The sequence below is a fragment of the Dokdonella sp. genome (assembly GCF_019634815.1).
GTDB lineage: Bacteria > Pseudomonadota > Gammaproteobacteria > Xanthomonadales > Rhodanobacteraceae > Dokdonella_A.
This window is the reverse complement of sequence record NZ_JAHCAP010000012.1, coordinates 45,526-71,554: the sequence shown is the minus strand read 5'-3', so window position 1 is coordinate 71,554 and position 26,029 is coordinate 45,526. Positions and strand designations below refer to the sequence as shown.

Annotated in this window: 23 protein-coding genes; 6 read left to right on the top strand and 17 right to left on the bottom strand. The window is 65.3% G+C overall.

Annotated elements, in window-relative coordinates; translation table 11 throughout:
• Positions 1 to 39: 39 nt before the first annotated feature.
• Both KF759_RS07925 and KF759_RS07920 read right to left on the bottom strand, forming a co-directional pair.
• Positions 40 to 2,106, bottom strand: coding sequence for a TonB-dependent receptor (locus KF759_RS07925; RefSeq protein ID WP_291224294.1), 2,067 nt, complete (start codon positions 2,104 to 2,106; stop codon positions 40 to 42).
• Between the two features lie 107 nt (positions 2,107 to 2,213).
• The gene (locus KF759_RS07920; protein WP_291224292.1) at positions 2,214 to 2,744 is read right to left on the bottom strand and encodes a molybdopterin-dependent oxidoreductase; all 531 of its coding nucleotides are present in this window, start codon (positions 2,742 to 2,744) and stop codon (positions 2,214 to 2,216) included.
• A gap of 290 nt (positions 2,745 to 3,034) precedes the next feature.
• Here KF759_RS07920 and KF759_RS07915 point away from each other — a divergent pair, with 290 nt between their 5' ends.
• Positions 3,035 to 3,526: a hypothetical protein gene (locus KF759_RS07915; protein ID WP_291224290.1), complete on the top strand. Its 492-nt coding sequence runs from the start codon at positions 3,035 to 3,037 to the stop codon at positions 3,524 to 3,526.
• A gap of 172 nt (positions 3,527 to 3,698) precedes the next feature.
• A complete protein-coding gene (rimK, locus tag KF759_RS07910) occupies positions 3,699 to 4,616 on the top strand; it encodes a 30S ribosomal protein S6--L-glutamate ligase (protein WP_291224288.1) in 918 nt (305 codons plus the stop codon).
• On the opposite strand, the gene KF759_RS07905 is transcribed toward rimK, so the two are convergent.
• From KF759_RS07905 to KF759_RS07885, 5 genes are all read right to left on the bottom strand, one after another.
• The gene (locus KF759_RS07905; protein WP_291224286.1) at positions 4,610 to 5,128 is read right to left on the bottom strand and encodes an adenine phosphoribosyltransferase; all 519 of its coding nucleotides are present in this window, start codon (positions 5,126 to 5,128) and stop codon (positions 4,610 to 4,612) included. The two genes, rimK and KF759_RS07905, sit on opposite strands and share 7 nt — an antisense overlap.
• An 8-nt stretch (positions 5,129 to 5,136) precedes the next feature.
• Complete coding sequence (gene grxD, locus KF759_RS07900; RefSeq protein WP_291224285.1) at positions 5,137 to 6,063, bottom strand: Grx4 family monothiol glutaredoxin; 927 nt, start codon at positions 6,061 to 6,063, stop codon at positions 5,137 to 5,139.
• A gap of 118 nt (positions 6,064 to 6,181) precedes the next feature.
• On the bottom strand, positions 6,182 to 6,775 hold the full coding sequence (locus KF759_RS07895; RefSeq protein ID WP_291224283.1) for a C40 family peptidase: 594 nt from the start codon (positions 6,773 to 6,775) through the stop codon (positions 6,182 to 6,184).
• A gap of 226 nt (positions 6,776 to 7,001) precedes the next feature.
• Positions 7,002 to 7,628, bottom strand: a complete 627-nt coding sequence (locus KF759_RS07890; RefSeq protein ID WP_291224281.1) for an SGNH/GDSL hydrolase family protein — start codon at positions 7,626 to 7,628, stop codon at positions 7,002 to 7,004.
• A complete protein-coding gene (locus KF759_RS07885) occupies positions 7,628 to 8,866 on the bottom strand; it encodes an aminotransferase class I/II-fold pyridoxal phosphate-dependent enzyme (RefSeq protein WP_291224279.1) in 1,239 nt (412 codons plus the stop codon). The genes KF759_RS07890 and KF759_RS07885 overlap by 1 nt, the downstream gene beginning before the upstream one ends.
• Before the next feature lie 109 nt (positions 8,867 to 8,975).
• On the opposite strand from KF759_RS07885, the gene rsgA reads away from it, so the two are divergent.
• The 4 genes from rsgA (at position 8,976) to KF759_RS07865 (ending at position 15,334) form a co-directional block, all read left to right on the top strand.
• Complete coding sequence (gene rsgA / locus KF759_RS07880) at positions 8,976 to 10,055, top strand: ribosome small subunit-dependent GTPase A (RefSeq protein ID WP_291224277.1); 1,080 nt, start codon at positions 8,976 to 8,978, stop codon at positions 10,053 to 10,055.
• A 6-nt stretch (positions 10,056 to 10,061) separates the two neighbouring features.
• A complete protein-coding gene (locus KF759_RS07875; protein WP_291224276.1) occupies positions 10,062 to 11,321 on the top strand; it encodes a flavohemoglobin expression-modulating QEGLA motif protein in 1,260 nt (419 codons plus the stop codon).
• An 85-nt stretch (positions 11,322 to 11,406) separates the two neighbouring features.
• Positions 11,407 to 12,726 (top strand): amidohydrolase, encoded by a 1,320-nt coding sequence (locus tag KF759_RS07870; RefSeq protein ID WP_291224274.1) that lies wholly within the window; start codon positions 11,407 to 11,409, stop codon positions 12,724 to 12,726.
• Between the two features lie 289 nt (positions 12,727 to 13,015).
• On the top strand, positions 13,016 to 15,334 hold the full coding sequence (locus KF759_RS07865; protein WP_291224272.1) for an NADP-dependent malic enzyme: 2,319 nt from the start codon (positions 13,016 to 13,018) through the stop codon (positions 15,332 to 15,334).
• 91 nt (positions 15,335 to 15,425) lie between these two features.
• On the opposite strand, the gene KF759_RS07860 is transcribed toward KF759_RS07865, so the two are convergent.
• The 10 genes from KF759_RS07860 to KF759_RS07815 form a co-directional block, all read right to left on the bottom strand.
• Positions 15,426 to 17,369 carry a caspase family protein gene (locus KF759_RS07860; protein WP_291224271.1) on the bottom strand — a complete coding sequence of 648 codons (1,944 nt, stop codon included), beginning with the start codon at positions 17,367 to 17,369 and terminating at the stop codon, positions 15,426 to 15,428.
• A 10-nt stretch (positions 17,370 to 17,379) separates the two neighbouring features.
• Positions 17,380 to 20,337, bottom strand: a complete 2,958-nt coding sequence (locus KF759_RS07855) for an autotransporter domain-containing protein (RefSeq protein ID WP_291224269.1) — start codon at positions 20,335 to 20,337, stop codon at positions 17,380 to 17,382.
• A gap of 162 nt (positions 20,338 to 20,499) precedes the next feature.
• Complete coding sequence (locus KF759_RS07850; protein ID WP_291224267.1) at positions 20,500 to 21,114, bottom strand: OmpA family protein; 615 nt, start codon at positions 21,112 to 21,114, stop codon at positions 20,500 to 20,502.
• Positions 21,115 to 21,168: 54 nt separating this feature from the next.
• Positions 21,169 to 21,840, bottom strand: a complete 672-nt coding sequence (locus KF759_RS07845; protein WP_291224265.1) for a hypothetical protein — start codon at positions 21,838 to 21,840, stop codon at positions 21,169 to 21,171.
• Entirely contained in the window at positions 21,833 to 22,489 is a 657-nt protein-coding gene (locus tag KF759_RS07840; RefSeq protein WP_291224263.1) for a sigma-70 family RNA polymerase sigma factor, read from the bottom strand. Before KF759_RS07840 ends, KF759_RS07845 begins: the two co-directional genes overlap by 8 nt.
• Positions 22,474 to 22,818 (bottom strand): hypothetical protein, encoded by a 345-nt coding sequence (locus KF759_RS07835; protein ID WP_291224262.1) that lies wholly within the window; start codon positions 22,816 to 22,818, stop codon positions 22,474 to 22,476. Before KF759_RS07835 ends, KF759_RS07840 begins: the two co-directional genes overlap by 16 nt.
• Before the next feature lie 3 nt (positions 22,819 to 22,821).
• Positions 22,822 to 24,366: a DUF4384 domain-containing protein gene (locus tag KF759_RS07830; protein ID WP_291224260.1), complete on the bottom strand. Its 1,545-nt coding sequence runs from the start codon at positions 24,364 to 24,366 to the stop codon at positions 22,822 to 22,824.
• A complete protein-coding gene (locus KF759_RS07825; RefSeq protein WP_291224258.1) occupies positions 24,363 to 24,668 on the bottom strand; it encodes a hypothetical protein in 306 nt (101 codons plus the stop codon). Before KF759_RS07825 ends, KF759_RS07830 begins: the two co-directional genes overlap by 4 nt.
• Positions 24,669 to 24,741: 73 nt before the next feature.
• Positions 24,742 to 25,215, bottom strand: coding sequence for a hypothetical protein (locus KF759_RS07820; protein WP_291224257.1), 474 nt, complete (start codon positions 25,213 to 25,215; stop codon positions 24,742 to 24,744).
• A 112-nt stretch (positions 25,216 to 25,327) separates the two neighbouring features.
• A complete protein-coding gene (locus KF759_RS07815; RefSeq protein ID WP_291224255.1) occupies positions 25,328 to 25,846 on the bottom strand; it encodes a GFA family protein in 519 nt (172 codons plus the stop codon).
• Between the last annotated feature and the right edge of the window lie 183 nt (positions 25,847 to 26,029).

Here is a 26,029-nt window from a genome sequence, read left to right as displayed (position 1 = left end):
GTGCAATGCTTGGCATCGCACGGGGCGGCTTGCTCCGGATCAGTAGCGGTAATACAGATTGGCGAACCAGCTGCGTCCGGGCATGGGATAGCCTTCGCTGAGCTCGTACCACTTGTCGCCGAGGTTGCGCACGCCCAGTTCGATCTCGGTGTCGGCTCGCGGCATCCACGCCAGTTTCGCGCCGAAGATTGCGTAGCCACCCAATTGCAGGAAGCCGCCACGGTTGCCGGGGCCGCTGTAGGTGACGATGCGGCCCTGTTCGGTCTCGACGTTGGCTTGCAGTGTCCATTGGGGTGCGAACGCCCACTGGACATGGCCAAACAGCCTTTGCCGCGGACTGTTGGTGAGTCGCTTGGACGGATCATCCAGGTTGTCGCGGTCGAGCAGGGTGTAGGCGATACCGGCCTGGGCGCGCTCGCCCAGTGCCTGCTGCAGAGACAATTCCACGCCGCGATGACGTGCCCGGCCGATGTTTTGCGCTTGATCGCAGACCGTGCCACCGCACTGGTCCGAAGCGACCTCGGCATCCTGGATCAAATCGCTGATGCGGCTTAGAAAGGCAGTCGCCTCGAAATGTGCGCCCTGCCAGGGCTGTCCACGCCAGCCGAATTCGAAATGGCGGGCGACTTCCGGCTTGAGGTCGGGGTTGGGCAGGGCGCGGCCCATGCGCGCCGAATAGCGATCCTTGATGGTGGGAAAGCGGGTCTTGTGCGAAGCGCCCGCAAACAGTTCTCCGTCTTCACCGAGCCTGTGCACCCATTCGATCAAGCCATTGTTTGCCTGGGTCGAGCCCGTCGGCCAGTGGTACACCTCCTTGGCCTCACGCCGTTCGCGGCTGATTCCCGCGCGCAGGCTGGTGTTCTGGCCGAGGCTGATGAAATCCTCGATCGCCAATGACGAGGTGAGGTCGCGATAGTCCTTGAGCGGAGACTGCGGATTGCGGTCGCGGTGTCGATCCTCCTTGAGGTGCAGGGCCAGATGCAGTCCGTGGTTGGCAAAGGCGCTGCCGATCAACTCGGCGCTGGCGCCGCGGGTGAGGTCTTCGTAGGTGCTTGGAAAGCTGGTGTTGTGGATGGGCGTGTCGTAGCTGGCGTTGGTGAAGGCATCAAGTCCATTGCCATAGTGGTCTTCCCATGCGCGCAGGCGCAGGCTGCTGTTCGCGCCGAGGCCCAGACTGCCGAGCAAATACAGACTTTCCTTGTCCCACCACGGCCAGCGCCAGTAGCGGATGCCGCTGCTGGCGCGGCCGGTGTAAACGGGATTGCCCTTCTCGCCGTCCTGTCGGACGTAGCCGATCGCGAACTCGGTGCGATCATCGGCTTCAAATCCAAGCTTGATCGAACTGCGACGATCGCTGCGAAAGGCATTTTCCCGCTCATCGCCGGTATCGGTGGGGTTGGGTTTGTAATCTCGAAAACCATCGGGCAGCGGGAAACTGTCGGCATCCAGCATGGACCAGCCGGCCTGCATGTACCAGCGGCCACGACGCAGGCCGAGATTGCCCGCGACCTTGCGTTCGCCGCCGCTGGCAAGGCCGACGCGGGCGTCGCCTTCCAGCGGCTGGCTGGGCTTTCGCGATACAAGGTTGATTGCGCCGCCCAGCGTATTGGGTCCGTAAAGCAGCGAGGCCGATCCTTTGGCGACGCGGATCTCGGCCAAATCGAAGGTGGTGAAGCGGCCGAAATCGATGTAGCCGTCGTAGGGCACGTATTGCGGGATGCCATCGAGGAACACCGGCACCTGGCGCGGGTCGAAGCCGCGCAACAACACGATGGTTTCGTTGCGGCTGTTGACCGAAAGGTTGACGCCGGGCGCAATGGCCACCGCGTCGCTGACGGTTTCACGATTGAGCTGGTCCAGCTGCTCGCGGGTGATGATCGATTCGCTTTGGGTGGATGTGCCATCGGCCTTGCCGGTCACTTGCACGACGCCCAGTTCGAAGACTTCGGCAGGCAGTTCGTCCGCCGTGGCCGGCCTGCCACCGGAGCCTGCGACCGTGGCGAGGCAGATGAGAATCGAAAGGCTTGCATGGAGCGGCGTTCGCAACCGCAGGCAGGGTGAATGCGGTGGCGCGATTGCGGGATGTTGCGCGGAGAATCCTGACATGGTCGCTACTCGGTTCTGGATGGAATTGGCGCGCACGACAGGGCTGCGCGCGCCGCAGCCGGCACGCGCATCCATGGACGGGAGCTGAGGGGTGGGCGCGTCCGTGATTACGGAATGCGCACGACTTCGATGCGATCGAGCCAGCGCACGTGGCGGGGGCCGGTCTTGATGTCCTGGCCTGAAATCAGCAGCAGCTGACCCTCCTTGGCGTCCAGTGGCTGGCCATCCTTTTCCCAGGCGACCAGAACTTCCTTGCCGATCGTGGTGTTGAACAGCTCGCTCCACGAGAAGGTCACGACGTAGCCATCGGTGGCGCGCGCCACGATCACCATGCGGCGATCGTCCTTGTGACCTTCGAGCTTGAGGCCAACGTGCTTGAGCACGTCGGTGAGCAGCACACCCCGGTAGTTGTCGGCCTTGCCCATGGTCGCGCCCGAGGCACAGACCACCGTGGTTGGGCCGCTGTCGTGCGGCGTGAGCCGCTTGAGTGCCGCCAGGTCGAGCTCGACCTTGGCCTTGACTGCGCCGCTCACGCGCAGCGAATGGCTCGGCGTGCCGATCGCGGGCGCTTGCGCGAACACGGCGGCCGGGGCCAGCGAAATCAGCGCCAAGCTGAACAGGAGGGCGGGAAGTCTCATTGCTCGAACCTCGCTATAAGTTCATGTATATAGCGAAGCATGCACAGGGCCCGATGCGCGGTGCTTGATCTGGGTCAGGCCTGGTCAACGTGCCGCGCCAGCCTGCCAGATGCTGCGCGGCGGGTCTGCCTTGTGCCCGTCGCGCAAGGCGGTCATGGTCCCGGCTCGGGCGCCTGTCGTCGCGGCAGCGCGCACAAGCGCCAAGGCACGACCAAAGGGACTTGACAGGCAAAATCTACGTGTGGTTTAGTACGAGCGCATTCGTACTACACCCGGAGCAAGACCCCATGATGTCCCGTTCGATCCTCCCTCTGATGCTTCTGGCCGGCTGTTTCGCCTTCTCCCTGTCCGCAAGCGCGCGCGTCGCCGATCAGCCCTGGCAAAGCACGGTCGATGCAGCGGCCTTTGCCCAGCAGGCAAAACAGGTGCGCGAAGAAATGCAGACTCAAGGCCGCTATGGCGATATCGGCAGCGCCGATCGCAGCGAGGTGGAAGCCAATCTCGACAAGATGCAAAAGCTGTTCGATGAGCGCGGTTCGGTCTCGAAGATGAACAACGCCGAGCAGGTGGATCTCGCCAATGCGCAGGAAAAGATCAACGCCTTGCTGACCAGCAATGACGGCGATCGCAAGATCTGCACCCTCGAGCAGCGCTCGGGTACGCACTTCAAGACCAAGATCTGCATGACTGCGCGCGAACGCGCCGAGGTCACGCGCGGCAGCCAGGAAGCCTACCGCAAGGAATTGATGAAGGGTGGCGCAACCCAGGCCGTTGGCAACTGAGGCGCCGCAACGGGTGCCGATCCGCGTCCGCTGCGGATCGGTCGCCGCGCCGATGATCGTCGCCCGCAGCCGCCGGGCGCGGGGAGGCGGTCCGCAGGCGCTCGACACGGATGCTTTCCTGTAGGCTGCCGCCACCGTCGCGGCATGGCCGCGTCAACGCCGGCATGCCTGCATGAAAGTCGCCATCCTGTCGCGCAATGCGCGTCTGTATTCGACCCGCCGGTTGGTCGAAGCCGCGCGTGAGCGCGGCCACGTCGTGCGTGTGCTCGATCCGCTGCGTTGCTACATGCGCATCGGTCCGGGCAGTTTCGAGATGCACTGCGGCGGCAAGCGCCTGCATGGCTTTGATGCGGTGATTCCGCGCATTGGCACCTCGATCACCTTCTACGGCACCGCGGTGGTGCGCCAGTTCGAGAAGATGGGCGCCTTCACGCCCAATGATGCCGATGCGATCCTGCGTGCACGCGACAAGCTGCGCGCACTGCAGATGCTCGCGGCCGAAGGCATTGACCTGCCGACCACGGTGTTCGGCGACAATCCCGAAGACAGCAACGATCTGCTGGCGATGCTCGGCGAACCGCCGCACGTGCTCAAGCTCAACGAGGGTGCGCAGGGTCAGGGCGTATTGCTCGCGGAAAAGCGCAGCGCCTCACTGGGCATGATCGAGGCGTTTCGCAGCCTGTATGCGAATTTCATCGTGCAGGAGTTCATCCGCGAAGCCAACGGTGCCGACCTGCGCTGCTTCGTCATCGGCGAGCGGGTGGTCGCGGCAATGCAGCGGCAGGCGCCGGAAGGCGACTTTCGCGCCAACCTGCATCGTGGGGGCACTGCCAATCCGGTCGAGCTCAGTGCCGCCGAACAAGCGGTTGCATTGCGTGCGACGCGTGCCCTGGGCCTGGGCGTTGCCGGCGTCGATCTGTTGCGTTCGGCACGCGGGCCGCTGGTGCTCGAAGTCAATTCCTCACCGGGACTCGAAGGCATCGAGGCGGCCAGTGGCGTCGATGTCGCCGGCGCGATCATCGACCACCTGACCGCGCAAGTGAAGCGCAAGAATCCGGCCGAGCCTTCGCGCTCGCGCCGGGCTCAGTAGTGCAACAACGCGTGCAGCGGCGTTGACGCGCCCCAGGCAGCGCGGCCGGGCAAGGCGTCGAGTTCGATCAGCACGCTGGCACCGAGCAACTGCGCGCCGGACTCATCGATCAGCCGACGCGCGGCACTCAAGGTGCCGCCGGTGGCGAGCACGTCATCGACCAGCAGTACCCGATTGCCGCAGGCGAGGGCATCAGCGCGCATTTCCAACCGGTCCTGGCCGTACTCGAGCGCGTAGTCGATGCCGATCACCGGTGGCGGCAGCTTGCCCGGCTTGCGCAGCGGCACGAAACCCGCGCCGAGCCGGGACGCGATCGCGGTGCCGAATATGAAGCCGCGCGCCTCGACCGCGCAGACCGCGTCGATGCGCATGTCGAGCCACGGCTGCGCCAGCAGATCGATCGCATGTCCGAACGCCTGTACGTCGGCGAGCAGCGGCGTGATGTCGCGGAACAGGATGCCCGGCGCGGGAAAATCCGCGACCGCGCGAATCAGGTCGGCAATGCGTTCCATTGCAGGACTCAATAGCGCGGAATCGATGAATCGATCTCGCGCGACCAGGCGTCGATGCCGCCCTCGATGTTGTACAGATCCGTGAAGCCGTGGTCGCGGAAATGCTCGGCGGCATTGCGACTGGAGACGCCGTGATGGCAGAGGAAGGCCAGCGGCGTGTCCTTGGGCAGGGCGGTCAGGCGGGCATGGGTTTGCGGCGTGAACACTTCGGCTCCCGCGAACGGCGCATGCGAACGCTCTTCGTCTGCGCGCACGTCAATCACCGTGAGGTCGCCGCGCTGCAGTCGCTGCTGCAGGCCGTGCACGTCGAGCGGCTTGATGTCGATCCGCGGCGCCTGCGGCAGGAAGATCGCCAGACCCACGCCGTGGGGCGTCTGGGTCCAGTCGATCTGCGCGCCGCGCGCGCGCTGCGCGCTGGCCACGTCGAAATGGATTTCCAGACCGTTGGCCTGCGCGACGATGTCGTTGTCACCGGCCTCGCGCAGCTGGAACTGCGGCTGGTAGTGGCCGTCGACGACGAGGAACAGGCAGGCATCGCCGGCACCGCCGAGCGCCGCGCGAATCTGCTCCGCGGCCGCGTCGGTGATGTTGAGCTCGGGCGGCGTGCGGTCGGGCGCGGCCTTGCCGAACATCTCGTGGAGCTGGCCCGAATCAAACATCGACTGCACGATGTCGGCACCACCGACGAGCTCGCCATCGACATACAGTTGCGGGATGGTAGGCCAGTTGCCGAATTCCTTGATGCCGGCGCGGATTTCCTCGTCGGCGAGCACGTTGACGCTGTGGTAGTCGTCAAGCACGGCATTGAGGCGATCGGCGGCGGCGGCGGAAAAGCCGCATTGCGGCGCGAGCCGCGTACCTTTCATGAACAGCACGACGCGATGATCGGCGAGCAGCGCCTCGATGCGGGCGCGTACGGCGGGAGACAGGGACATGGATCGATCCACGGAAGGGAAACCGTGCATGATACGCTGCGGCAGCGCAGGCCGTCCGCTCAGTGCACGGGGCAGGCCATCAAGGACAATCCACCACCCGCCTGCCTGACGGGCTGCCTCAGCCGAGAATCTGCGGCCGGCGCGCGCCGGCGTAGCGGCGGGCCCAGTAGCTGTCGTCGAGGTTGCTGACGCTCACGTGCTTGCCGGTCGATGGCGAGTGGATGAAGCGGTTGTCGCCGATGTAGATGCCCACGTGCGAGATGCGCTTGCCGTGCGTACGGAAAAACACCAGATCGCCGGTTTTCATTTCATCGCGCGGGACGCTGGTGCCGATCCGGTACTGGCTGGCCGAATTCGCGGGCAGCAGGGCGCCGACGGTGTGCTGGAAGACATAGCGCACGAAACCGCTGCAATCGAAGCCGGTCCTGGGGTCGTGGCCGCCGCGGCGGTAGCGGATGCCGCGCAGGTTCATCGAGAAGTCGTTGAGCAGCTGGCGCAGGTGCGAAGTCGTGGCCGCCGCGGTGAGGGCGGGCGGGCCGAATTCGGTGCCCGTGCTGTCGGCGAGGCGGATCACGCCACTGGCCGGCATCGCCGTCGAGGCGAAAGCGCCGGGTCGATCAAGGCTCCAGATGGCGGGATCGATGCCGGCGAACGACGCGGCATGGGCGCAGCCGATCGCGCCAAAAAAGCTCAACAGTACGGACAGCGTCATTCGCTGGAATGGCATGCAAAAACCCCGGTGTTGCGCGGATCAAGGGGCAGGCAATGGCCAAGGCGTGCCCCGCGAGGGGGCGAAATTAGCAAAGGCTTTGCTGAACGGTGTTGGCGTTTCGTTAAGAACCGACCGCTTTCCGTGATGCCGTTCACGCAATCGGTGTGGGTCTCGTCGCAGTCGAAACCGTGCGTACTGTGCCAGCCGCGTCGGGCACCCGCGGGTATCAGCTCAGCGCATGCCGCGCTGCCTCGACGATCGGCGCAAGCCAGGCCGTGTACTGCGCCGCGCCGGGGTGGAGACCGTCTTCGGCAAGCCAGCCGGCCGGGTCGGTTGGTGGCGTGCGCGAGATGGCCGTGATGTCGACGAAGCGGGCACCGCGGGCCTGCGTGACTTCCCGCGCGCTTGCGTTGAAGGTGTCGATCTGCGCGCCGATGAGCGCCTTGCCTCGCGGATCGGTGGCGGCAAACGGGGTGTTGCCCCAATCGGGAATCGAGACCACGACGACGCGACGGGCGGCGCCGGCGAGCGCGATCGCGCGATCGAGCAGCTGCGCGAACTGCAGCCGGTATTCGTCGAGCGGACGATCCCGGTACTGGTTGTTGACGCCGATCAGCAGGCTGACCAGATCGTAAGGAGGCGTGAAACGATGAGCGGCGATCGCCGCGGCGAGCTCGTCGGTGGTCCAGCCGGTGACGGCAACGATTTCGGGGGCCTCGATGCTGATTCCCCGCGTACGCAGGCCTGCGACCAGTTGTTCGGGCCAACGTGCGGCCGCCTCGACACCTTCGCCGATGGTGTAGGAATCACCGAGCGCGAGATAGCGCAAGCGCGCGCCCTGCGCCGTCGGCATCAGGCCACGCGCCGATTCGCCTGTGCGGCGAAGCGTTCGAGCTGGCGTTCGATCGCGGCAAAGGCCTCGGCGATCGTTGCCGGTTCGGGCAGCAGGGTGACGCGGAAGTGATTGCGTGCGGCGATGTTGAAGCTCGATCCGGGCACCAGCAGGATGCGCTCATGCTCGAGCAGGTCGAGCGCGAAGGCGGCGTCATCGAAGCCGGGCAGTCGATCAGTATCGACCGACGGGAATGCGTACAGCGCACCTTGCGGCTTGACCAATTGCAGGAAGGCGCTGCGCTCGACGGCATCGATCACCGCGCTGCGCGCTGCATGCAGGCGACCGCCGGGCGCAGTCAACTTGCCGATTTCGTTCGGACCTTCCAGCGCGGGCTTGATCGCCCATTGCGCGGTGACGTTGCTGCACAGGCGCAGGCTCGCGAGCAGGTCGAGCGCGCGCACCAGCTCGGTGGTGGATGCGACCTCGCCGCTCACCGACAGCCAGCCGACGCGATAGCCGCAGGCCAGATGCACCTTGGACAGGCCACCGTAACTCAGGCACGGCACCTCGCCGGCGAGTGGCGCGAGTGCGCTGAACGCGGCCGCGTCGTAGAGCACGCTGTCGTAGATCTCGTCGGCCAGCAGCACCAAGCCGTGGCGCCGCGCGATGGCGACGAGCTCGACGAGCAACTCGCGCGGATAGACCGCGCCGGTCGGATTGTTGGGGTTGATGATCACCAGCGCGCGCGTGCGCGACGTGATCAGCGCTTCGATCTCGCCGGCATCGGGCAGATGCGCGCGTTCGGGCGGACAGGGATAGTGCACGGGTACGCCGCCATTGAGGCGCGTGGCTGCGGTCCACAGCGGATAGTCGGGCGCAGGAATGAGGACTTCGTCGCCGACATCGAGCAGGGCGCGCAGGCTGAGATCGATGAGTTCGCTCACGCCATTGCCGATGAACACGCGCTCGGCGGCGGCATTGACGCCATGGCGCCGGTGCTGCGCGGCGATCGCCTCGCGCGCTTCGATCAGGCCTTGCTGGTGGCAGTAGGCTTCGCTGCGCGGCAGATGCTCGGAAATTGCATCGCGCAGATGCTGCGGCACGCGAAAGCCGAACAGACCGGGGTTGCCGATATGCAGACGCAGGATCGACTGGCCCTCGCGCTCGAGTTCATGGGCGCGCCGACTGAGCGGGCCACGAATGTCGTAGCGCACCTGATTCAGGCGTTGACTGGTCGCGATCGGCGCGGTGGTCATCGAGTATTCCGGGGAAAATGATCCTGCCATCGTAGCAGCGCATCTGCGGCGCCGCACCATGCGGTGACGAGGGCACGGTTCGCACGGCAAACCCGGCTAGAATCCTGCCATGCAGACCGCTTCCGACACCGCCGCGCGCCTGGCCCGCATTGGCTGGCGCCCGGCCGTGCCGGTGCCGGCGCTGGAGCCGGCGCAGCGGCTGGCTCGTGTGGTCGCCCAGCATCGTGCCGGCTATGAATTGCACGATGGCGATGCGCCATTCAATGCCCAGCCTGCGGCGCGTTTCCTGCGTCGTGACATCGATCCGGTCGATCGGCCCGCGGTCGGTGACTTCGTCATCGTCGCGCCGGGCCAGCCGCCGACGATCGAGGCCATCCTGCCGCGTTCGAGCGAGTTCAAGCGCGGCGCCGCGGGCGAGAGCCATCGCCGTCAGGTGATCGCCGCCAACATCGACACCGTGTTCGTGCTGATGGGGCTCGATGGCGATTTCAATCCGGCGCGCATCGAACGCTACCTGCTTCTGATCGAGGACAGCGGCGCGCAGGCCGTGGTGGTGTTGACCAAGGCGGATCGCAGCGATGCCGCCGCTGACGCGCTCGTGCAATTGCGTGAGCGGCTGGGCGATGCCGCGCGTGTATTGGCCATCAATGCCAAGTCGGCCGAGAGTGTCGCGCCGCTGCTGGCCTGGCTCGGTCCCGGCAGCAGCACCGTGCTGGTTGGTTCCTCGGGCGCGGGCAAGTCGACCCTGACCAATACCCTGCTTGGCGAACTGCGCCAGGCCACCGGCGCAGTACGCGAGCGCGACAGCCGCGGTCGCCACACCACCACCCACCGCGCCCTGCTCATGCTGCCCAGTGGCGGTTGCCTGATCGACACACCCGGCATGCGTGAGCTCAAGCTCACCGGCAGCGAAGAACTCGACGAGGGGCAGTTCGCCGATATCGACGCGCTCGCCCGGTCCTGTCGATTCGGCGACTGCGCACACCAAAGCGAGCCCGGTTGTGCGGTGCGTGCGGCGCTCGAAGACGGCAGCCTCGATGGTGATCGCTGGCGCAATTTCTGCAAGTTGCGCGACGAACTCGTCGCGACCGCCGATGCGCTCGAAGCGCAGATGCGACGCAAGGGCGAGGGCAAGGTGCTGACCAAGGCGCTCAACCGGCGACTGGCTGAAAAATACGGGCGCGGCTGAAGACGCATGAACGCGCAGCGCGAGGCCGATCATTTCGCCGAACTCGATCGCCAACTGGTCGAAGCCACGCGCGGCGTGCGCCTGCTCGATGCGGTGAGCTGGCCGGCATCGATCGAGCAGAAATTTCTTGCCGACTGGCAGGCAGGCAAGGCCGTCTTGCCGCAGGTGAGCTATGCGCGCGCGGATTTCTCGGCCACGCGCCATAGTCTGGACGCAATCCTCGCCGCAGCCGATCCGACGCATCCACTGGGTGACTATCTCCATCGCAGTGCGCGTTCCTGGCATGTCGCCACGCAATTGCTCGAAGCGGTGGGCACCCGCGCCTTCAGCGCCTGCTCGATCGAACTGTACGGCCGACCCGATGGCCGCGTGCCGGGCGCGCAATTGTCCAATCTCGATGCCGCGCGCCACTTCATCGAGATCGCCGACGAATGCAATGGCGGCGACCTGCCCGACGGTGCCAGCGATGACATTCCCGCGAGTGTCCTGCGCGATGAATTGTCGGCGCGGCTCGATGCCTATTTCGGAGCCGGCGTGGTGCGGGTGGAAACCGATCCCGACCTGATCGCCAAGGCCGCCGCGGGTGCGACCCGCATCCGCCTGCGCGCGGCGACTTCATTTTCCAGCTACGACCGCGACCAGCTGCTCAATCACGAAGCCTTCGTGCATTCGCTGACTGCGCTCAACGGACGCGCACAGCCGCTGCTGAAGTCGATGGCGCGTTCCTCGCCGCGCATCACCGCCACCCAGGAAGGCCTGGCGGTGTTCGCCGAGCTGATGTCGGGCTCGATCGACATCGCGCGCATGAAGCGGATTTCGCTGCGCATCCTCGCCATCGACATGGCATTGCGCGGCGCCGACTTCATCGAGGTGTTCCGCTGCTTTCTCGATGCGGGGCAAAGCCAGAGCGACAGTTTTGCCTCGGCGCAGCGCGTGTTCCGCGGCGTCATGCCCACGGGTGGCGCAGCCTTCACCAAGGATGCGGTCTACCTGCATGGTCTGCTCTCGGTGCACACCTTCTTCCGCTGGGCGCTCAAGAACCAGCGCATGGAACTGTGCCGCTACCTGTTTGCGGGCAAGCTCGCGCTGCGGGATGTGCTCGCGCTCGAGTCCCAATTCGACAACGGCCGCATCGCGCCGCCGCGCTTCCTGCCGCCCTGGCTGCAACACGCGCGCGGCCTGTCCGGCGTGCTCGCGTTTTCGCTGTTCGCCAACCGCATCCATCTCGACCATGTCGAGGCCGAGGATTTGATGCTGGCGCTGTAGACTGTCACGCCGCACGCAGATGCGCGCGCATGGACGCGGACGCGCGCTGCGGATTTCCACCACCTTGCCTTGCCGGGAGTCGATCATGTCCAAGTCTCCTTTCGTCCTCGCTCTCCTTGCCGCGCTCGCGGCGTGCCCTGTGGTCGCCGCCGAACAGGCAAGCACTGCGCAGGGGGAAATGGCGTCGATGCAGAAGCAGATGATCGCGTGGCGCCGCGATTTCCATCAGCATCCCGAGCTCTCCAATCGCGAAGTACGCACTTCGAGGATCGTCGCGGCGCAGCTCAAGAAGTTCGGCTATCGCGTGCGCACCGGCATCGCACATACCGGCGTGGTCGGCGTGCTCGACAGCGGCAAGCCGGGACCGAAGCTCGCGATTCGCGCCGACATGGACGCGCTGCCGGTGACCGAGGAAGTGGATCTGCCGTTCGCCTCGAAGGCCAAGGGCGAGTATCTGGGCAAGACGGTCGGCGTGATGCATGCCTGCGGCCACGATGCGCACATGGCGATGACGCTGGGCGTGGCCAAGGTGCTCGCCGAGCAGCGCAAGAACTGGAGCGGGCAGGTGATGTTCATCTTTCAGCCGGCCGAGGAAGGCGCGCCGCGCGGCGAGGAGGGCGGCGCACCGCTGATGGTCAAGGAAGGCGTGTTCAAGGACTTCAAACCCGACGCGATCCTCGGCATGCATGTGGTCAGCGCCTTGCCCGAAGGCACGGTGGCGCTGCGACCGGGTGGCGCAATGGCCAGTTCCGACACCTTCCGCATCGTCGTCCACGGCAAGCAGAGTCATGGCGCGACGCCGTGGGCCGGCATTGATCCGATCGTCACCGCGGCCGAGATCGTCACGGCGGCGCAGACCATCGTCAGCCGCAAGCTCGACATCAACAAGGAACCCGCGGTCGTCACCTTCGGCATCTTCGATGGCGGCGCGCGCTTCAACATCGTGCCCGACACGGTCGAATTGCAGGGCACCGTGCGCGCCTTCGACGAGGGCATGCGCAAACAGGCGCTCGATGGTCTGCGCAACATCGCCGAGCATGTCGCTGCCGCGCATGGCGCCACGGTCGAGGCACAGGTGCCGCTGGGGGCCGATTCCAGCAATCCGGTCAACTACAACGATCCGGCGCTGACCGCGCGCGTGCGCGCGAGTCTGGAAACCGCGCTCGGCAAGGAGCACGTGCAGGAAGCGCGGCGCTGGACCGCATCCGAGGATTTCCCGCATTTCGGTGCGGCGATCGAGGTGCCGAGCGTGTATTTCTTCGTCGGTGCCACGCCGCAGGGCGAAGACCCGGCGACCGCGCCGAGCAACCACTCGCCACGCTTCCATCTCGACGAGGGCGCACTCGCGGTTGGCGGTGCGGGCATGCTGCAGGTGGCGCTGGATTACCTGCACGCCACGCCGTGAGCGCCTGGCTCACGGCGAGGGAGTTGTTCGAGGCCTCGGCGAATTTCGGTGCCGCTGGCGCGGCGCCGTTCGGGTTGACCTTGCACCCTCTTGAACACGCTCGCATCAAGTTCAGCTGGCGGCCTCGCGCGGAGCGCTTGGCCCGGATGAAGGCGACGCAAACCAGGGCGATGCGCAAGGGCTGAGGCTGGCTCCGCGGACGGGCGCGCGGTTGTATAGTTGCGCGGCGCGCGGCTGGTGGAATCGTACCGCCGCATCGCGCGTGCACCCAACTCCTGTCACGAAGCCCATGCCCACCCTGGAAGAACTCAAGCAAGCCGCGCTTGCCTACCACCGCAAGGCGCCTTGCGGAAAGATCAAGGTTTCCGCAACCAAGCCGGTCGTCACGGCGCGAGAGCTCTCGCTGGCGTATTCGCCCGGGGTCGCGGCAGCGTGCGAGGAAATCGTCCGCGATCCGGGTGAAGTCGCCACGCTCACCGCACGCAGCAATCTGGTGGCGGTGATCACCAACGGCACCGCGGTGCTGGGCTTGGGCAACATCGGCCCGCTCGCGGCCAAGCCGGTGATGGAAGGCAAGGGCGTGCTGTTCCAGAAGTTCGCCGGCATCGACGTGTTCGATCTGGAAGTTGCCGAAAATGATCCCGACAAACTGGTCGACATCATCGCCAGTCTCGAACCGAGTTTCGGCGGGATCAACCTCGAGGACATCAAGGCGCCGGAGTGCTTCGAGGTCGAACGCAAGCTGCGCGAGCGGATGAACATCCCGGTGTTCCACGACGATCAGCACGGCACCGCGATCATCGTCGGCGCCGCGATCGTCAATGCGCTGCACATCGCCGGCAAGAAAATCGAGGACATCAAGCTTGTCTCCACCGGTGCCGGCGCCGCGGGCATTGCCTGCCTGGACATGCTGGTGAGTCTGGGCGCGAAGATGGAAAACATCTGGGTTGCCGATCGCCTCGGTGTGGTCTGGCAGGGGCGCAAGGAGGAGATGGACGCGAACAAGTGCCGCTATGCGCGTGCGACGGACGCGCGCGTGCTCGACGAGATCATCGAAGGGGCCGACGTCTTCCTCGGTTTGTCGGCGCCAGGGGTGCTCAAGCCGGCGATGGTCGCGCGCATGGCGCAGCGACCGATCATTCTCGCACTGGCCAATCCCACGCCCGAGATCCTGCCCGATGAGGCGCGCGCGGTGCGCGCCGATGCGATCATCGCCACCGGGCGCTCGGATTTTCCCAACCAGGTCAACAACGCGCTGTGCTTTCCCTACATCTTTCGGGGTGCGCTCGATGTCGGTGCGACCACGATCAACGAGGCGATGAAGGTCGCCTGCGTGCAGGCGATTGCCAAGCTTGCGCGGCGTGAAATGACCGATGTCGCGGCACGTGCCTATGGTGGACAGAGCCTGTCGTTCGGGCCCGATTACATCATCCCCAAGCCGTTCGATCCGCGCCTGATCGTCGATCTGGCGCCGGCGGTTGCGCGAGCGGCGATGGAGTCGGGCGTGGCGACACGGCCGATCGATGACCTTTCCGCCTACAAGGAAAAACTCAGCGCCTTCGTGTTCCGCACCACCCAGCTGATGAAGCCGGTGTTCGAACGCGCCAAGGCCAACCCGCAGCGCGTCGTCTATGCCGAGGGTGAGGAGGAAGTGGTGCTGCGTGCGGTGCAGCACGTGGTGGACGAGAAGCTGGCACTGCCGATCCTGGTCGGGCGACCGTCGGTGATCGAATCGCGCATCGAACGGCTCAACCTGCGCCTCAAGCCGGGCGTCGATTTCGAGTTGTGCAACATCGAGAACGATCCGCGCTTCAAGGACTACTGGACGCTCTACCACGAGCTCATGCAGCGCAACGGGGTCACGCCCGACAGTGCCAAGCAGGTGGTGCGCTCGCGCGCGACGATCATCGCCGCGCTGATGCTGCGCCGGGGCGAGGCGGATGCGATGATCTGCGGCGTCGTTGGCCGCTATCACAAGAAACTCGCTTATCTGCGCGGCGTGATTCCGATGCAGCCGGGTGTGCAGTCGCTGTCGGCGATGAGCGCGGTGTTCAATGATCGCGGCGTATTCTTCTTCCTCGACACTCATGTCGCGGTGGAGCCCGATGCCGACCGCTTGGCTGAGGCAGCCGCGCAGGCGGTGCTGCGGCTCAAGTTGTTCGGCATCACGCCCAAGGTCGCGATCCTGTCGCATTCGAATTTCGGCAGCCACGATGATGCCAGCGCGCACAAGATGCGGCGGGTGGTCGAGCTGCTGCGTGAGCGCCTGCCCAAGGGCGTCGAGGTCGAGGGCGAGATGCATGCCGACACGGCGCTCAATCCGGAGATTCGCGAGCGACTGTTCCCCAATTCGCGCCTGAGTGGCGTCGCCAACGTGTTCGTGTGTCCGACCATGGATGCGGCCAACATCGCCTTCAACATGACGCGGGTGATGACCGATGGCGTGGTGCTCGGCCCGATTCTCATGGGCCTGTCCAAACCCGCCCACGTGCTCACGCCCGCGGCGACCGTGCGACGCGTATACAACATGACCGCGATCGCCAGCGTCGAAGCGCAGATCCGCGCTGCCAGCGAGCAGATGCCCTTGCCCGGCCTGGGCAGCGACTGAGGAACGGGTGGCCGGAAGCGGCGCTTGCCGGCGCGGGCGGCTGCGCCGACATGGCGCCCGCGCCCGCTGCGCGGACGCCAAACCAGGCGGCTTAGATGCCGCTGCCCAGAATGAGTTCCAGCTCGGGCATCAGCGAAACCAGATCCTTGCCCGTGCGCGGCACGAACAGGAAATCGCCGCCGACGTGGCCGGCGAAGCGCATCTGTCCGTATTGCGGCTCCTGCTGTTCGCCATAGCCGTCGGCGGCAGTGCGCACCTTGGGCGCGATCTCCTGGTACAGCGTGCGCGCCTCGAATGGTGCGCTCTGGTGCCGCTTGAGTCCGTCGATGAATTCGTTGGCGAATACCGAATGGTTGCCACGGCCGCCGTCCATGACCTCGCGGATGTTGCCCGAACTCATGACCTTGCGGCTCGGGATCTGTGACCGCTGCATCTGCGCGTCGAAGGTGTCGGCGGCCGCTTCATCGGCAACCGATTGCACGAACACGCCCGAGTAGCAGGAATCGGCGACGATGAGGATCTGCCGTGCACGCATCACGCCGATCTGGTCGGTCACATCGGCTGATGAAATGAAATTGGCTACCGAATCCTTGTCACCATCCACCGGCACCCAATAACCCTGCAGGTTGCCAGCATCCCAACTGCCGTGCCCGGAGTAGTAGACGAGCAGATCGTCGTTCTCGGTGAGACTCTTGCGCAATTCGGCCAGCTTGCGGAAGGTTTGCGCGCGCGTGGCATCGAGCAGGAGGGTGGTCTGGAAGCCGAAGCTCTCGCGCAGCAGGTTGGCGACGCTTTCGGCGTCATGCTGTGGTGTGGCCAGCGGTGCCCAGCTGGCATAGCGCGAATTGCCGATGACGAGGGCAAAGTAGCGCCTGGGTGCCTGCGGCGCGGCAGCGGTGCGGCTTGCCGGCGCCTGATTCTCCGCCACCAGCAGCAGCGGCAGCACCGCCTTGTGGTTGGCGACATCCGAGGCGGTGATTTCCACCGGTAGCGCGCGGTCTGCAAACGGCACTTCGAGCGCAAATTCGCCCTTGTCGTCCGCCTTGACCACACGGGTTCCGATGCGGACTTCATTGAGTGCAAGGCCCGCCTTCACGCGAACGCGGATGCGCTGTCGTGTCGTGTTGGCTGGCACGCGCACGGCGATGAGGCCGCGCACCGGCGTGAACGCGGGCTCGATCAACTCGATTTGCGGGGCATCTGCGGCGTTTGCCGGCACGGCAGTGCGTGCGAGGCGTTCGGCTGCCTGCGTGCTCTCCAGCGCGCGATCGGCCTGGGCGCGTTGGGTGCCCGCAGCCTCCAGCGCCTGCTGGGTCTTTTGCAGTGCCTGCTCGACCGCGGCGGTCTTCTGCGCATTGGACTCGCTGCGCACACGCTGCAGATCCTTGCGCAGGCGGGAGATCTCCGCTTCCAGCGCGCGCTCCCGGCTGGTCGCGTTGTCGCGTTGTGCTTGAGCCTGACTACGCGCCTGGCCCAGTTCCTCGCGCAAGGCATTGATCTGGTCGTCACGCTGGGCCACGTCACTGGCGTAGGCCAGCGGCTGCTCGAGTCGCGCGGCGCGGCGGTAGAGCTCAAGCGCGCTGTGTGCATCGCCGCCACTGGCCAGGCCGCGTTCGTAGAGCATCGCCAGCGCCGTCATCGCCGCAGCACTTCCCGAATCGGCCGCGCGCCGGTACCACTGCGCGGCCTTCTGCGGATCGCTCGGTCGACCCAGTCCCTTCTCGTAGATCTGCCCGACGTTGTACTGGGCTTGCGCGTCTCCGTCTTCGGCAGGCGGCAGCCACACGCGCAATGCGGTCTCGTAATTGGCACGATCGGGCTCGGTGTAGTAGCCGCCGCGCAGGCCGCAATCGTCGGCGCTGGTGCGAATCGCGCGGGCGCGACCCGTGGTCGCAAGACCGGTGCCTATGTGCAAGACGACCCCGGGCAGCTCGCAATCGACGATGTCGAAGCTGTCCATGCGTCCGGTCGGCGCGGTGGCACAGCCGCCGGTGAGCAGCAGCGTGGCAACGAGAAGCAGACGTGATGCAGACATGGCGATGGACTCAGAAGGGAACGCGCAGGCCAAGCATGAAGGTGCGGCTGTCGTAGTCGCTGCGGCCAATGTCGGTGTCGAAACCGAAGAATGCCGACAGCGGATGGGCCTTGATCGACGTCATCCAGCTCAAGGACAGGCGTGCGGTCGCGTAGCGACGATCAGGCTTGGCCAGTTGGATCGGAATGGACGGGCCGCCGGCGAGCAGGCGCGCAAAGATGGCATCGACCTTCTGGTTCTCGTTCATGTATTCCACTGCCAACGAGGGAATCCATACGCCGCTGCGCGTGCTGAAAGCCCGATCCAGGCTGACGCCGGCATTGAGCGCGGACCGTGACAATGAGGTGCCTCCAATCGACAGCGCATCGATGCAGTCGCCGTGCTCGGTGAATGCATCGAGCTTCGCCCGTACGTTCTCGTAGCGAAGATACGGCGTGAAGCGCATCGCATTGCGATTGAACGAGTAGCCTGCCTCGATGCTCAACGCGCGCTGGGTGCCCGAAGTCTGCGTCCACAGCTGGATGTTGCAGGCGAGCCTGCGCACATCGAATTCCGTTCCGCCAAAGTTGAGTGCGGCATTGACGTAGGCATTTTCGACGGGCAGCCATTGCGCGTAGAGCGATCCGCTCAACCCGCGGGCATGCTGCCGGGTGCCGCCAGCTGCATTGGTACTGGAGCGCAGGGCGCCAATCGCGGCTCCGAATACCAGACCCGGCGTCGCCCTGACATCGGCGCCCAGGGTCAGGCCGCGCGTGGTGACATCGAATCCGTTGCGGGTGCCGGGACGGGAATCGCGCTTGCCCAGGTCGATGCTGCCGGCGGCGAAGGCATTGAACCGCGTTTCCTGGTCGCTGCCTGCCCTCTTGTCGGTGGAAATCGCCCCATCGCCGGTCTGCACGACCACGTCGTTGCTCAGGCCGCGCCCACCATTGCGCAGGTCGCGCAGGTGATTGCCGATGTTGGTGAATTGCGTGCGTGGCGCATCGAGCACCTGCTGCACCATCGGTGCCAGCATTGCCGTGGCCGGCTCCTCGATGGCGCGTTTGGCGTTACGCACCGGAACCGACAGGCACACGCCCGGCCGGTTGTTCACGCAGGCTTTCAAGGTGGCACTCATCAGGGCGTCGGTCACGCTCAGGTGGGCGGTCGCCATGCCCAGATCGCCAACCTGGACTCTTGCTTCGATCGAGCCAGCATCGGTGGGGGTGAGTTCGAACTCGAGCATGACTCCGCCTAGCGCTGCACCCTGCACGTCGCGCACCGCGAACGTCAGCGGGGTGGAAGTGTTTGGCTGCAGCACGAGCAGGGCCGTGGCAGGCGTCAGGATGATTGAACCTGCGCGGTCATCGGGTCCATGCAGGGTCAAGTCGAGCGGCGCGGGCGCGCGCGGCGAATTGACGACCAGACGACGATTGGCGCTCGTGCATCCGGGCACGAAGCTGACGGTCGCGATGCCTTGCGCGTTGGTGATGCTGCTCCCACTCGCGGGTGCGTCTGCGGAAACACAATCCACCTTGCGGGGCTGCGGCGCGGAAATCTCGACCTGCCAGGCGATCGGAGCGCCAGCAACCGGAGCGCCGGTCTCATCGATCACCGCAACCGGCAGAGTCAATGCCACGCCTGGCGTGAACTGCAGGGCAGGTGCGTTCGGACCCAATTCCAGATGCGTGACCTGATCGCGCACGCGGACATGTGCAGAGTTGGAATATACGTACCCGTAATTGGAAATGCGTGAGCGCGCAGTGATTTCATGATTTCCTGCCGGCGCATCCGACCAGGTGAACTGGTACGGCCCTCCGGGTGGGATGCGGCCGATGACATCGCCATTGGCGAGCAGGTCGACCGTCATGGTTGCCGCCGATTGCGGATCGACCTCGACTGATAGCTCGATGTCATCGTGGGTGTGAAACGTGGCGCCGTCGAGCGGTGATGTCAGTTTGAGCAACTGTGCGGCCCAGCGTGAGTTCTGCAACGACACGCGCCGGCAGACGGTAGGCTGGTTGCGCAGGCACGCGTTGAGCGTCGCGAAGCTGGTTGCGTTGGACAACACCAGTTGGGTGTTCGCCTCGCCTTCGTCACCGGTCTGCGCGCTTGCAACGACCGTTCCCGCTGCGCTCGGCGACAAGGTGAAATCGAGGATCGCGCCGGCTACGGGGAGGTAGTCCGACGTGCGGACCCGAAACCTGATGTCGGTCGAATGCGCGGGTGCGACGGCAAGCAACGTCACGTCCGGAATCATCACCACACTGCTTGCGGTGCTGTCCGGCCCTGAAATGACCAGGCTAAGGGGGCTGGCTGCACCGGGCGCGGAGACGATGAGGCGGCGGTCGGCGCTCGAACATCCCGGAACGAATCCGATATTCACTATGCCTTGCAGGTCGCTGATGCCGGAGCCCGATGCAGGCGTGTCTGCTCCCGTGCACGCGAACTTTTCGGATGTGGGCGCCAGTTCTTCCAGCTGCCATGTCACCGGTGTGCCGGCCATGATCGATCCCGTCTCGTCGGTGACGGCGATCGGCAGGCTCAGGTTGACGCCCGGCGTGAACACGAGCGCGGGCGCGCCGGGCGCCAGCTCCAGCTGAGGCACCGGGTCACGGACGATGACCTGTATCGGCGCACTGGTGTAGGAGGGATCGCCCGTGATGGCGTAGCGGGGAATGGGGATGTAGTAGGTGCAGGTCACCCAGAGCTGGTGGGTTCCGGCCGGCACGTCGTTCCAAACGACCTGATACGGTCCCCCGGGACCGACTTCCCCGAGCAAGTTCGAGTTGGCGAAGAAATCGATGAATTCCAGGTTGCTGGCGCATATGCCTGTGAGGGAAGCCGTCAGCACGATGTTGTCGTGCGTGTGGAACGTGGCTCCATTCTCCGGCGAGGTCAATGCGATGAGCGGTACGGTTTGCGCCGATGCAAGTCGTGGTAGTGCGAGCCATGCCAGCGCGCAGGCGAGCAGGACGAAAACAAGCATGCGCGCCCGGATATGGTCGTTGCGCCGACCGCATCCGTGCGCGCGCGAGCGAGCAGCACTGTCCATCAGGGCCATCCTTTGTCGAACGAATCAGGGTCCATGTCGCCAACAGGGCGGCGCGAGCGTCGTTCGCGCGCTCGCGCCAGTCCGAAGCTGCAGGGTTCAGCCCAGATGGAATTGCACGCGGCGGTTGCGCGGGTCCAGTGGGTTGGCCGGATCGAGCGGCGCCCGCTGGCCAAAGCCCTGGGTGCGCAGGCGCGACGCCGGGAAGTTGTGGTGTTGCTCCAGATAGAGCTTGACGGTTTCCGCGCGGTGGCGTGAAAGCACCTCGTTGAACGCGGGCGTACCGGTGGCGTCCGTATGGCCATCGATGATGATCACCTGGCTGGAATCGAGCAACTTGAGCCCTTCGGCGATCGCATCGAGTTGCGCAGAGGCCTGCGGTCGCAGCGCGGCGGAGCCCAATGCAAAACCGATCGCGACGTCGAGCGCGCCACCTGGCGCTGCCGGTTCCACGGGCGTCGCGGCAGCGACTTCAGGCGTGGAAGGGCCGTTCGCGGCCGAGACAGAATCGGCCGCCGCTTGCGCAGCAGCAGGCTCGTCCATCGACAGGCCGCGCTTGCGCACGTGTGGTTTGAAGTTGCTGCCGGCCAGCGCACGCGCGACGTCGATGGGGCGCGGCACCTCGTTCTCGCCCACGTAGCGGGCCTGTTGTGAATATGCGAAAGGCGCGAACGCAAGGCCAAGGACGAGCATCCATACAGGGGAAGATTTCATGATCATGCTCCAGGGGTTGTTACCGGCTTGGGTCGTGCGATGAGCCGGTGAGGTTCAATTCGATTGCGCTCCGGTGCGCGTCGGCGGCAGCGATTCGACGCCGGCCACTTCACGCACCGCGCCGGTGGTGCGCAGCGCATCGATTGCAGCGATCACGCGTTGCTGGGGCACGGCGAGATAGTATTCACCGCCTGCGCCAGGACCGCCGACGATGGAGGCATTCTGGGCGGCAACCAGCAATCGGATCTCGCCTTCGGTCGTGGCAGGATCAAACACCACGCGCAGCAAGGCGCTATCGACGCCCATCGTGGTCGGCCGCGCCACCCCTGCCGGGGCACCACGCATCAGCTGCGTATCCACATGCGGCGGGCGATCCGGGAGCAGAAATTGCGCAACTGCGACCACAAGCCCGCCGGCCAGTGCCGGTCCGAGCCAGGACATCGGACGTGAACGCCCTTGGGCAAACCAGCTGCGCAGCCAACCCGCCGGTTTGGTCGTTGATTGAAGGCGCTCCTCCAGCTGGATTCGATCGAGGGTGCGCTGCAGGGCAATATCCTCGGCGACCGCCATGTGCCTGCATTGCGTTGCGGCAAGTTCTTCCCAGAACAGGAGCTCATTGCGCAAGGCCGGTTCCGTGCGCAGGCGACGGGCAATGTCGGCACGCTCGGGTTCGGCGAGCGTCGCGTTCACATACCAGGGCAGGGCGGAAATGGATTCATCAAGCATGGTGGACCACCTTGGGTCTGTTATGCCCTTCGCTGATCATCATCAGGCGCAGGCAGTTCCGGATCTTCTGGCGCGCGTGAAACAGGCGCGTCTTGACGGTGTTCTCGGGACAACCCTGCATGCTGGCTACCTCAACGAGAGGGGCACCTTCATAGAACACCAGATGCAGGCATTCGCGATGGACGTCGGACAGCTTGTCCATGCAATTGCGCACGCTGCCCTCACGCTGCTGGGCGGCGACGCCTTCCTCGAGGCTCGGCCCGTCGTCGGGCAGCGCGTCATCGATCTCGACTGCGGCACCGTCGATCATTCGGGTCGGCGAGCGCATGCGGTCGAGAGCGCGGTGTCTGGCGATGCCGATGACCCAGGTCGAGAAGCGCGACAGGCCATCAAACCGCTGCGGGTTCTTCCAGACTTCGAACATCGTGTCGGAAACCACTTCCTCGGCTTGCTCGTGGTCACCCAGCAAGCGCATCGCGTAGGCAAATACCCGCCGCCCCATCGCGCGGTGGATCGTCACGAACGCAGCCTGATCCTTGTCCGCGACGCGCTTGAGCAGGTACGACGCGGTCGCGTTGTCCAGATCGCCATGGCCATGGATCGGCCGGGCGGCGGCGTGGATGTTCGCGGCGCTCATTCGACCAGACATGTGGAGTTGTCGAGGTCGTACAGGCGCAGGCTGCGGCCACCTGCCGCGGGCACGTTGACCGTCTTGTCTTCCTCGATCGGCAGCTGCGCGACCTGACGCTCGATGATGAGCTTGCCCTTTTGCCAACAGCGCAGGGTGCGGCTCGTACGAGGTGAAACCTGCAGGGCGCGTGCGTCGATCGAGTCTATTTCACCCAGCCCGCGCGCCTCGGGCGCGTTGCCGCTGCTCCCGGGGGCCGGCGCGACGCCGGCCGTGGCATGAGTTGCATGGGCGATGCACAGGACCAGTGCAACTGCCTGCAACAGTGGAATGGCACGAAAGATCGTCATGGCTCAGCCTCCCGATGGCTTGGCGGAAAAGGCTGCGCCAACCCCTGTGAATTCAATCGTGGCCACGGCGTGCTCGGGCGCCAGGCTGGAAAACACGTTGCGCAATACGCCCAGGTCACCCACCTTGGCAAGGGGCTTGAGGTCTCCGCCCGGCAAGGCAACGCCGAGCGTGCTGTCGACGCTGCTGCGCGTGGCAAAACACTGCAGGTATTGCGCGGCCGCCGCGGCCGTGATCTGGAAGCGACCGCCTGGCAGATCGACCGCATGCCCTGCCGCCACGCGCGACTGGGCTTGCCAGCGGTTGGGGAAGACGCGGGCGGTGGCCCCGGTTTCGTCCCTGAGGAAGCAGTAGACGCTGGCGTCGATGCTAGGCGTCAGGCGAAAACGCACGGAGTTCGGGCGGGCAGGATCCACGGGCAGGGCCTGCAGGGCGATCTTGAGATTGGGTTTGCCTTGCTGTTCGAGCTTGGCCATCACCTGGTTCTGGTCCGCCGCAAAGTGCGCGCGCATCAGGGCCAGCGAGAACTCGCCCGTGTAGGGCACGCCGAGCACGTCGAAGTAGCGGCGCAAGGCGGTCTTGAACACATTTGGGTCCGTTGGCTTGCCATCGTCGGGCAGCAGGCCGATCGCGGTGAGGTGGCGGATGTAGAACGCGAGCTTTTCGGCGCCGCCCATGCCGTCCTGCCAATCCTCGATCTCCGCTGCGATGTCGGGGTTGGATTGATCCACGCCGAGGCATTTCCAATACGGCACCTTGGTCAGTTTGCCGATCAGTTCGATCGCGGAAAGTTCGACCAGGTTGCGCACGGCAACCGCCTTGCCGTCGGACTTCGAAAAGCTCGTCATGTAGTTGATGCCGAGCTTGGAAAACGCGGCTTCACCGTCGATGCCATCGCCTTCCTGCAGGATCGCCGCGCTGTTGCGCGAATTCACCCCAGGCACGATCGTGAAATCCGCCGAGCGCACCACGGTCAGGTCCAGCGCGAGCATGTTGATCGAAGTGCTGCGAGATGCGCCGACGCCGAGGAAATTCTTGCTCGCAATGCCCAGGGTGAGGCCGGCATCGGCGGTCTTCTTGGCGAGGTTGTCGTCGAACTGGGTGATCGATCCACGCACGGTGTAGGTCGGGATCAGGTCCGCCTGGAACGCCGACAGGGAATTGGATTGCAGCATGTAGGAGCTGAGGTTCTTGACATCATCGCCATAGGCCATCGTGCGGATCGCCTGGCTGCGTCGTGTCATCTGCGACATCGCCGAGAGGAACATCTGGGTGGTGCCGACCGAGACCTTGGCGGTCTTGTCGTTGAGGTCCTCGACCAACAGCGACGCGCGCGCGCCATAGGTCTCGAGCAACTCGTCCATGCAGCGCAGCGGCTTGTCGAAATCGGTCACCACGCGCTGCACCGGCAGCATCGTGCTTTGCCGACGCTGGCCATATTCCTTGACCACGGGAGTGCGGGTGTCAGACAGGGTCTGGCACCCGGCGAGGCCGGCGATGAATACCAGCAGGCAGACGCCGGCGGTGACCCGTAAGGCCTGATGTTTCACCGGTTGCATATCTGCACGATGTTGCCGGTCACCACGGTAATCGGCTTGCGTGGAGTACGCATGCCCGGCCTTGCGTCGTTGTTTGACGAATTGACGTTCATGTCGCAGCTGTCGCTGCTCTGGCCGCGGGTCCCGGCCGGGTTCTTGCCGTCCTTGTCGTCCTGGTAGCGATGCATCTTCGACAGCTCCTTGACCACGCTGGCGCGTGTGCCGTCGTCGAGATCCTTGATGGCTGCGCCGATGCTGCCGGCATGGGCCGATGCGCACGCAAGCAAGGTGAATGCAAACAATGCCGTCTTCATCACTGGTCCTCCCAATGCGGGATGGCGGCGGGGAAATCCCGCCGCCTGGTGCGAACTCGCGCGAAAACTCGGCTTATTCGGCGTTGCCGACGTTCACGTTCTGCTTGGCCGTGGAGCCCATCACGGCGGCATTTGTGACGATCACGTTCTTGGTCGTCAGGGTGGCCTCGCCACCGTTGGCCGCGTTGGCGAGCTTGACGTTCTGCTTGGCGGTCGAACCCATCACGGCGGCGTTGGTGACGATGATGTTGTCGGCCTTGAGCGTCGCCTTGCCACCATCGCTGGCATTGCCGAGCTTGAGGTTCTGTTCCGCGGTCGAACCCATGACGGCCGCGTTGGTCGCGATCACGTTCTTGGCGGTGACCTTCGACTGGCCGCCGTCCTTCGCATTGCCGATGTCGATGTTCTGCTTGGCCGTGGAACCCATGACGGCTGCGTTGGTCACGATGACGTTGTCGATCTTGACTTGGGACTTGCTCTTCTGTGCGAAGGCGGCGCCGGACATGGCGAGGGAAATCAGCAGGGCGGCGGCAATCTTGGTCTTCATGGATGTCTCCAGGGGTGAATTGGAATTTGGGGTTCCGGCACGGAACTCGTTGAGTGCGCGACGCCGTGCCGGTGGCGTCTGGCATTTGAGTCGCGGACTCGGCTGGAGAGGTTCAAAGAATCTTTGCGTTGCCTCGGAGGGCCCGCACCTGTTGCATCGAGACGGGGATCTCGAGCGAGCGTGGTGGGCGCGGTGGCGCGCGCAGGCCGTCGTACATCGGCCCGCCCGGGCGCTCCAGGTACTTGGGCAGGTTGTCGGCAACGTCGAATTGCCGCTGCGAATAGTTGACGTGCATGATCGGTGCAAAACGCTCGGGCACGGCGCCGTGGCCAGCATTGGCCAGCGCTTGGCCCGGAATCAGGCGAAAACCCAAGGCATCTTCCGCGAACAGGATGTCGCCGCAGCCGGCGCAGAAATGACGTTTCGATTGGCGGTTCCCGAGCGTGAAGCAGGCCAAGGCGCGCGCCCCGGCGGGCAAGTCGACTTCGCTGCGGCGCCATGCGGCAAGGGCAGTCACCGCGCCGCCGAACAGCTCACGGCATGCCTGGCTGTGGCAATACGCGCGCAGCACCGGGATGCCGCTGGCAAAGATTCGGCTGGTACCGCAACGGCAGGAAATCGACAGGGTCATCGGGGCGTGCTCCGCAGGAAGGGTCCGGGCATCGAGTCCCCTGCACGTGGATCTGTTCGATCACGAGGGAGCGAGCCGATCCTGCCTTGCATCCCGGCGCGCCGATGCCCACGGCGCGGCTGTGCGCATCACGCGGTCGAAGGATGGCCATCCATGGCCGTGCGGGGCGATCAGGGGATGAAG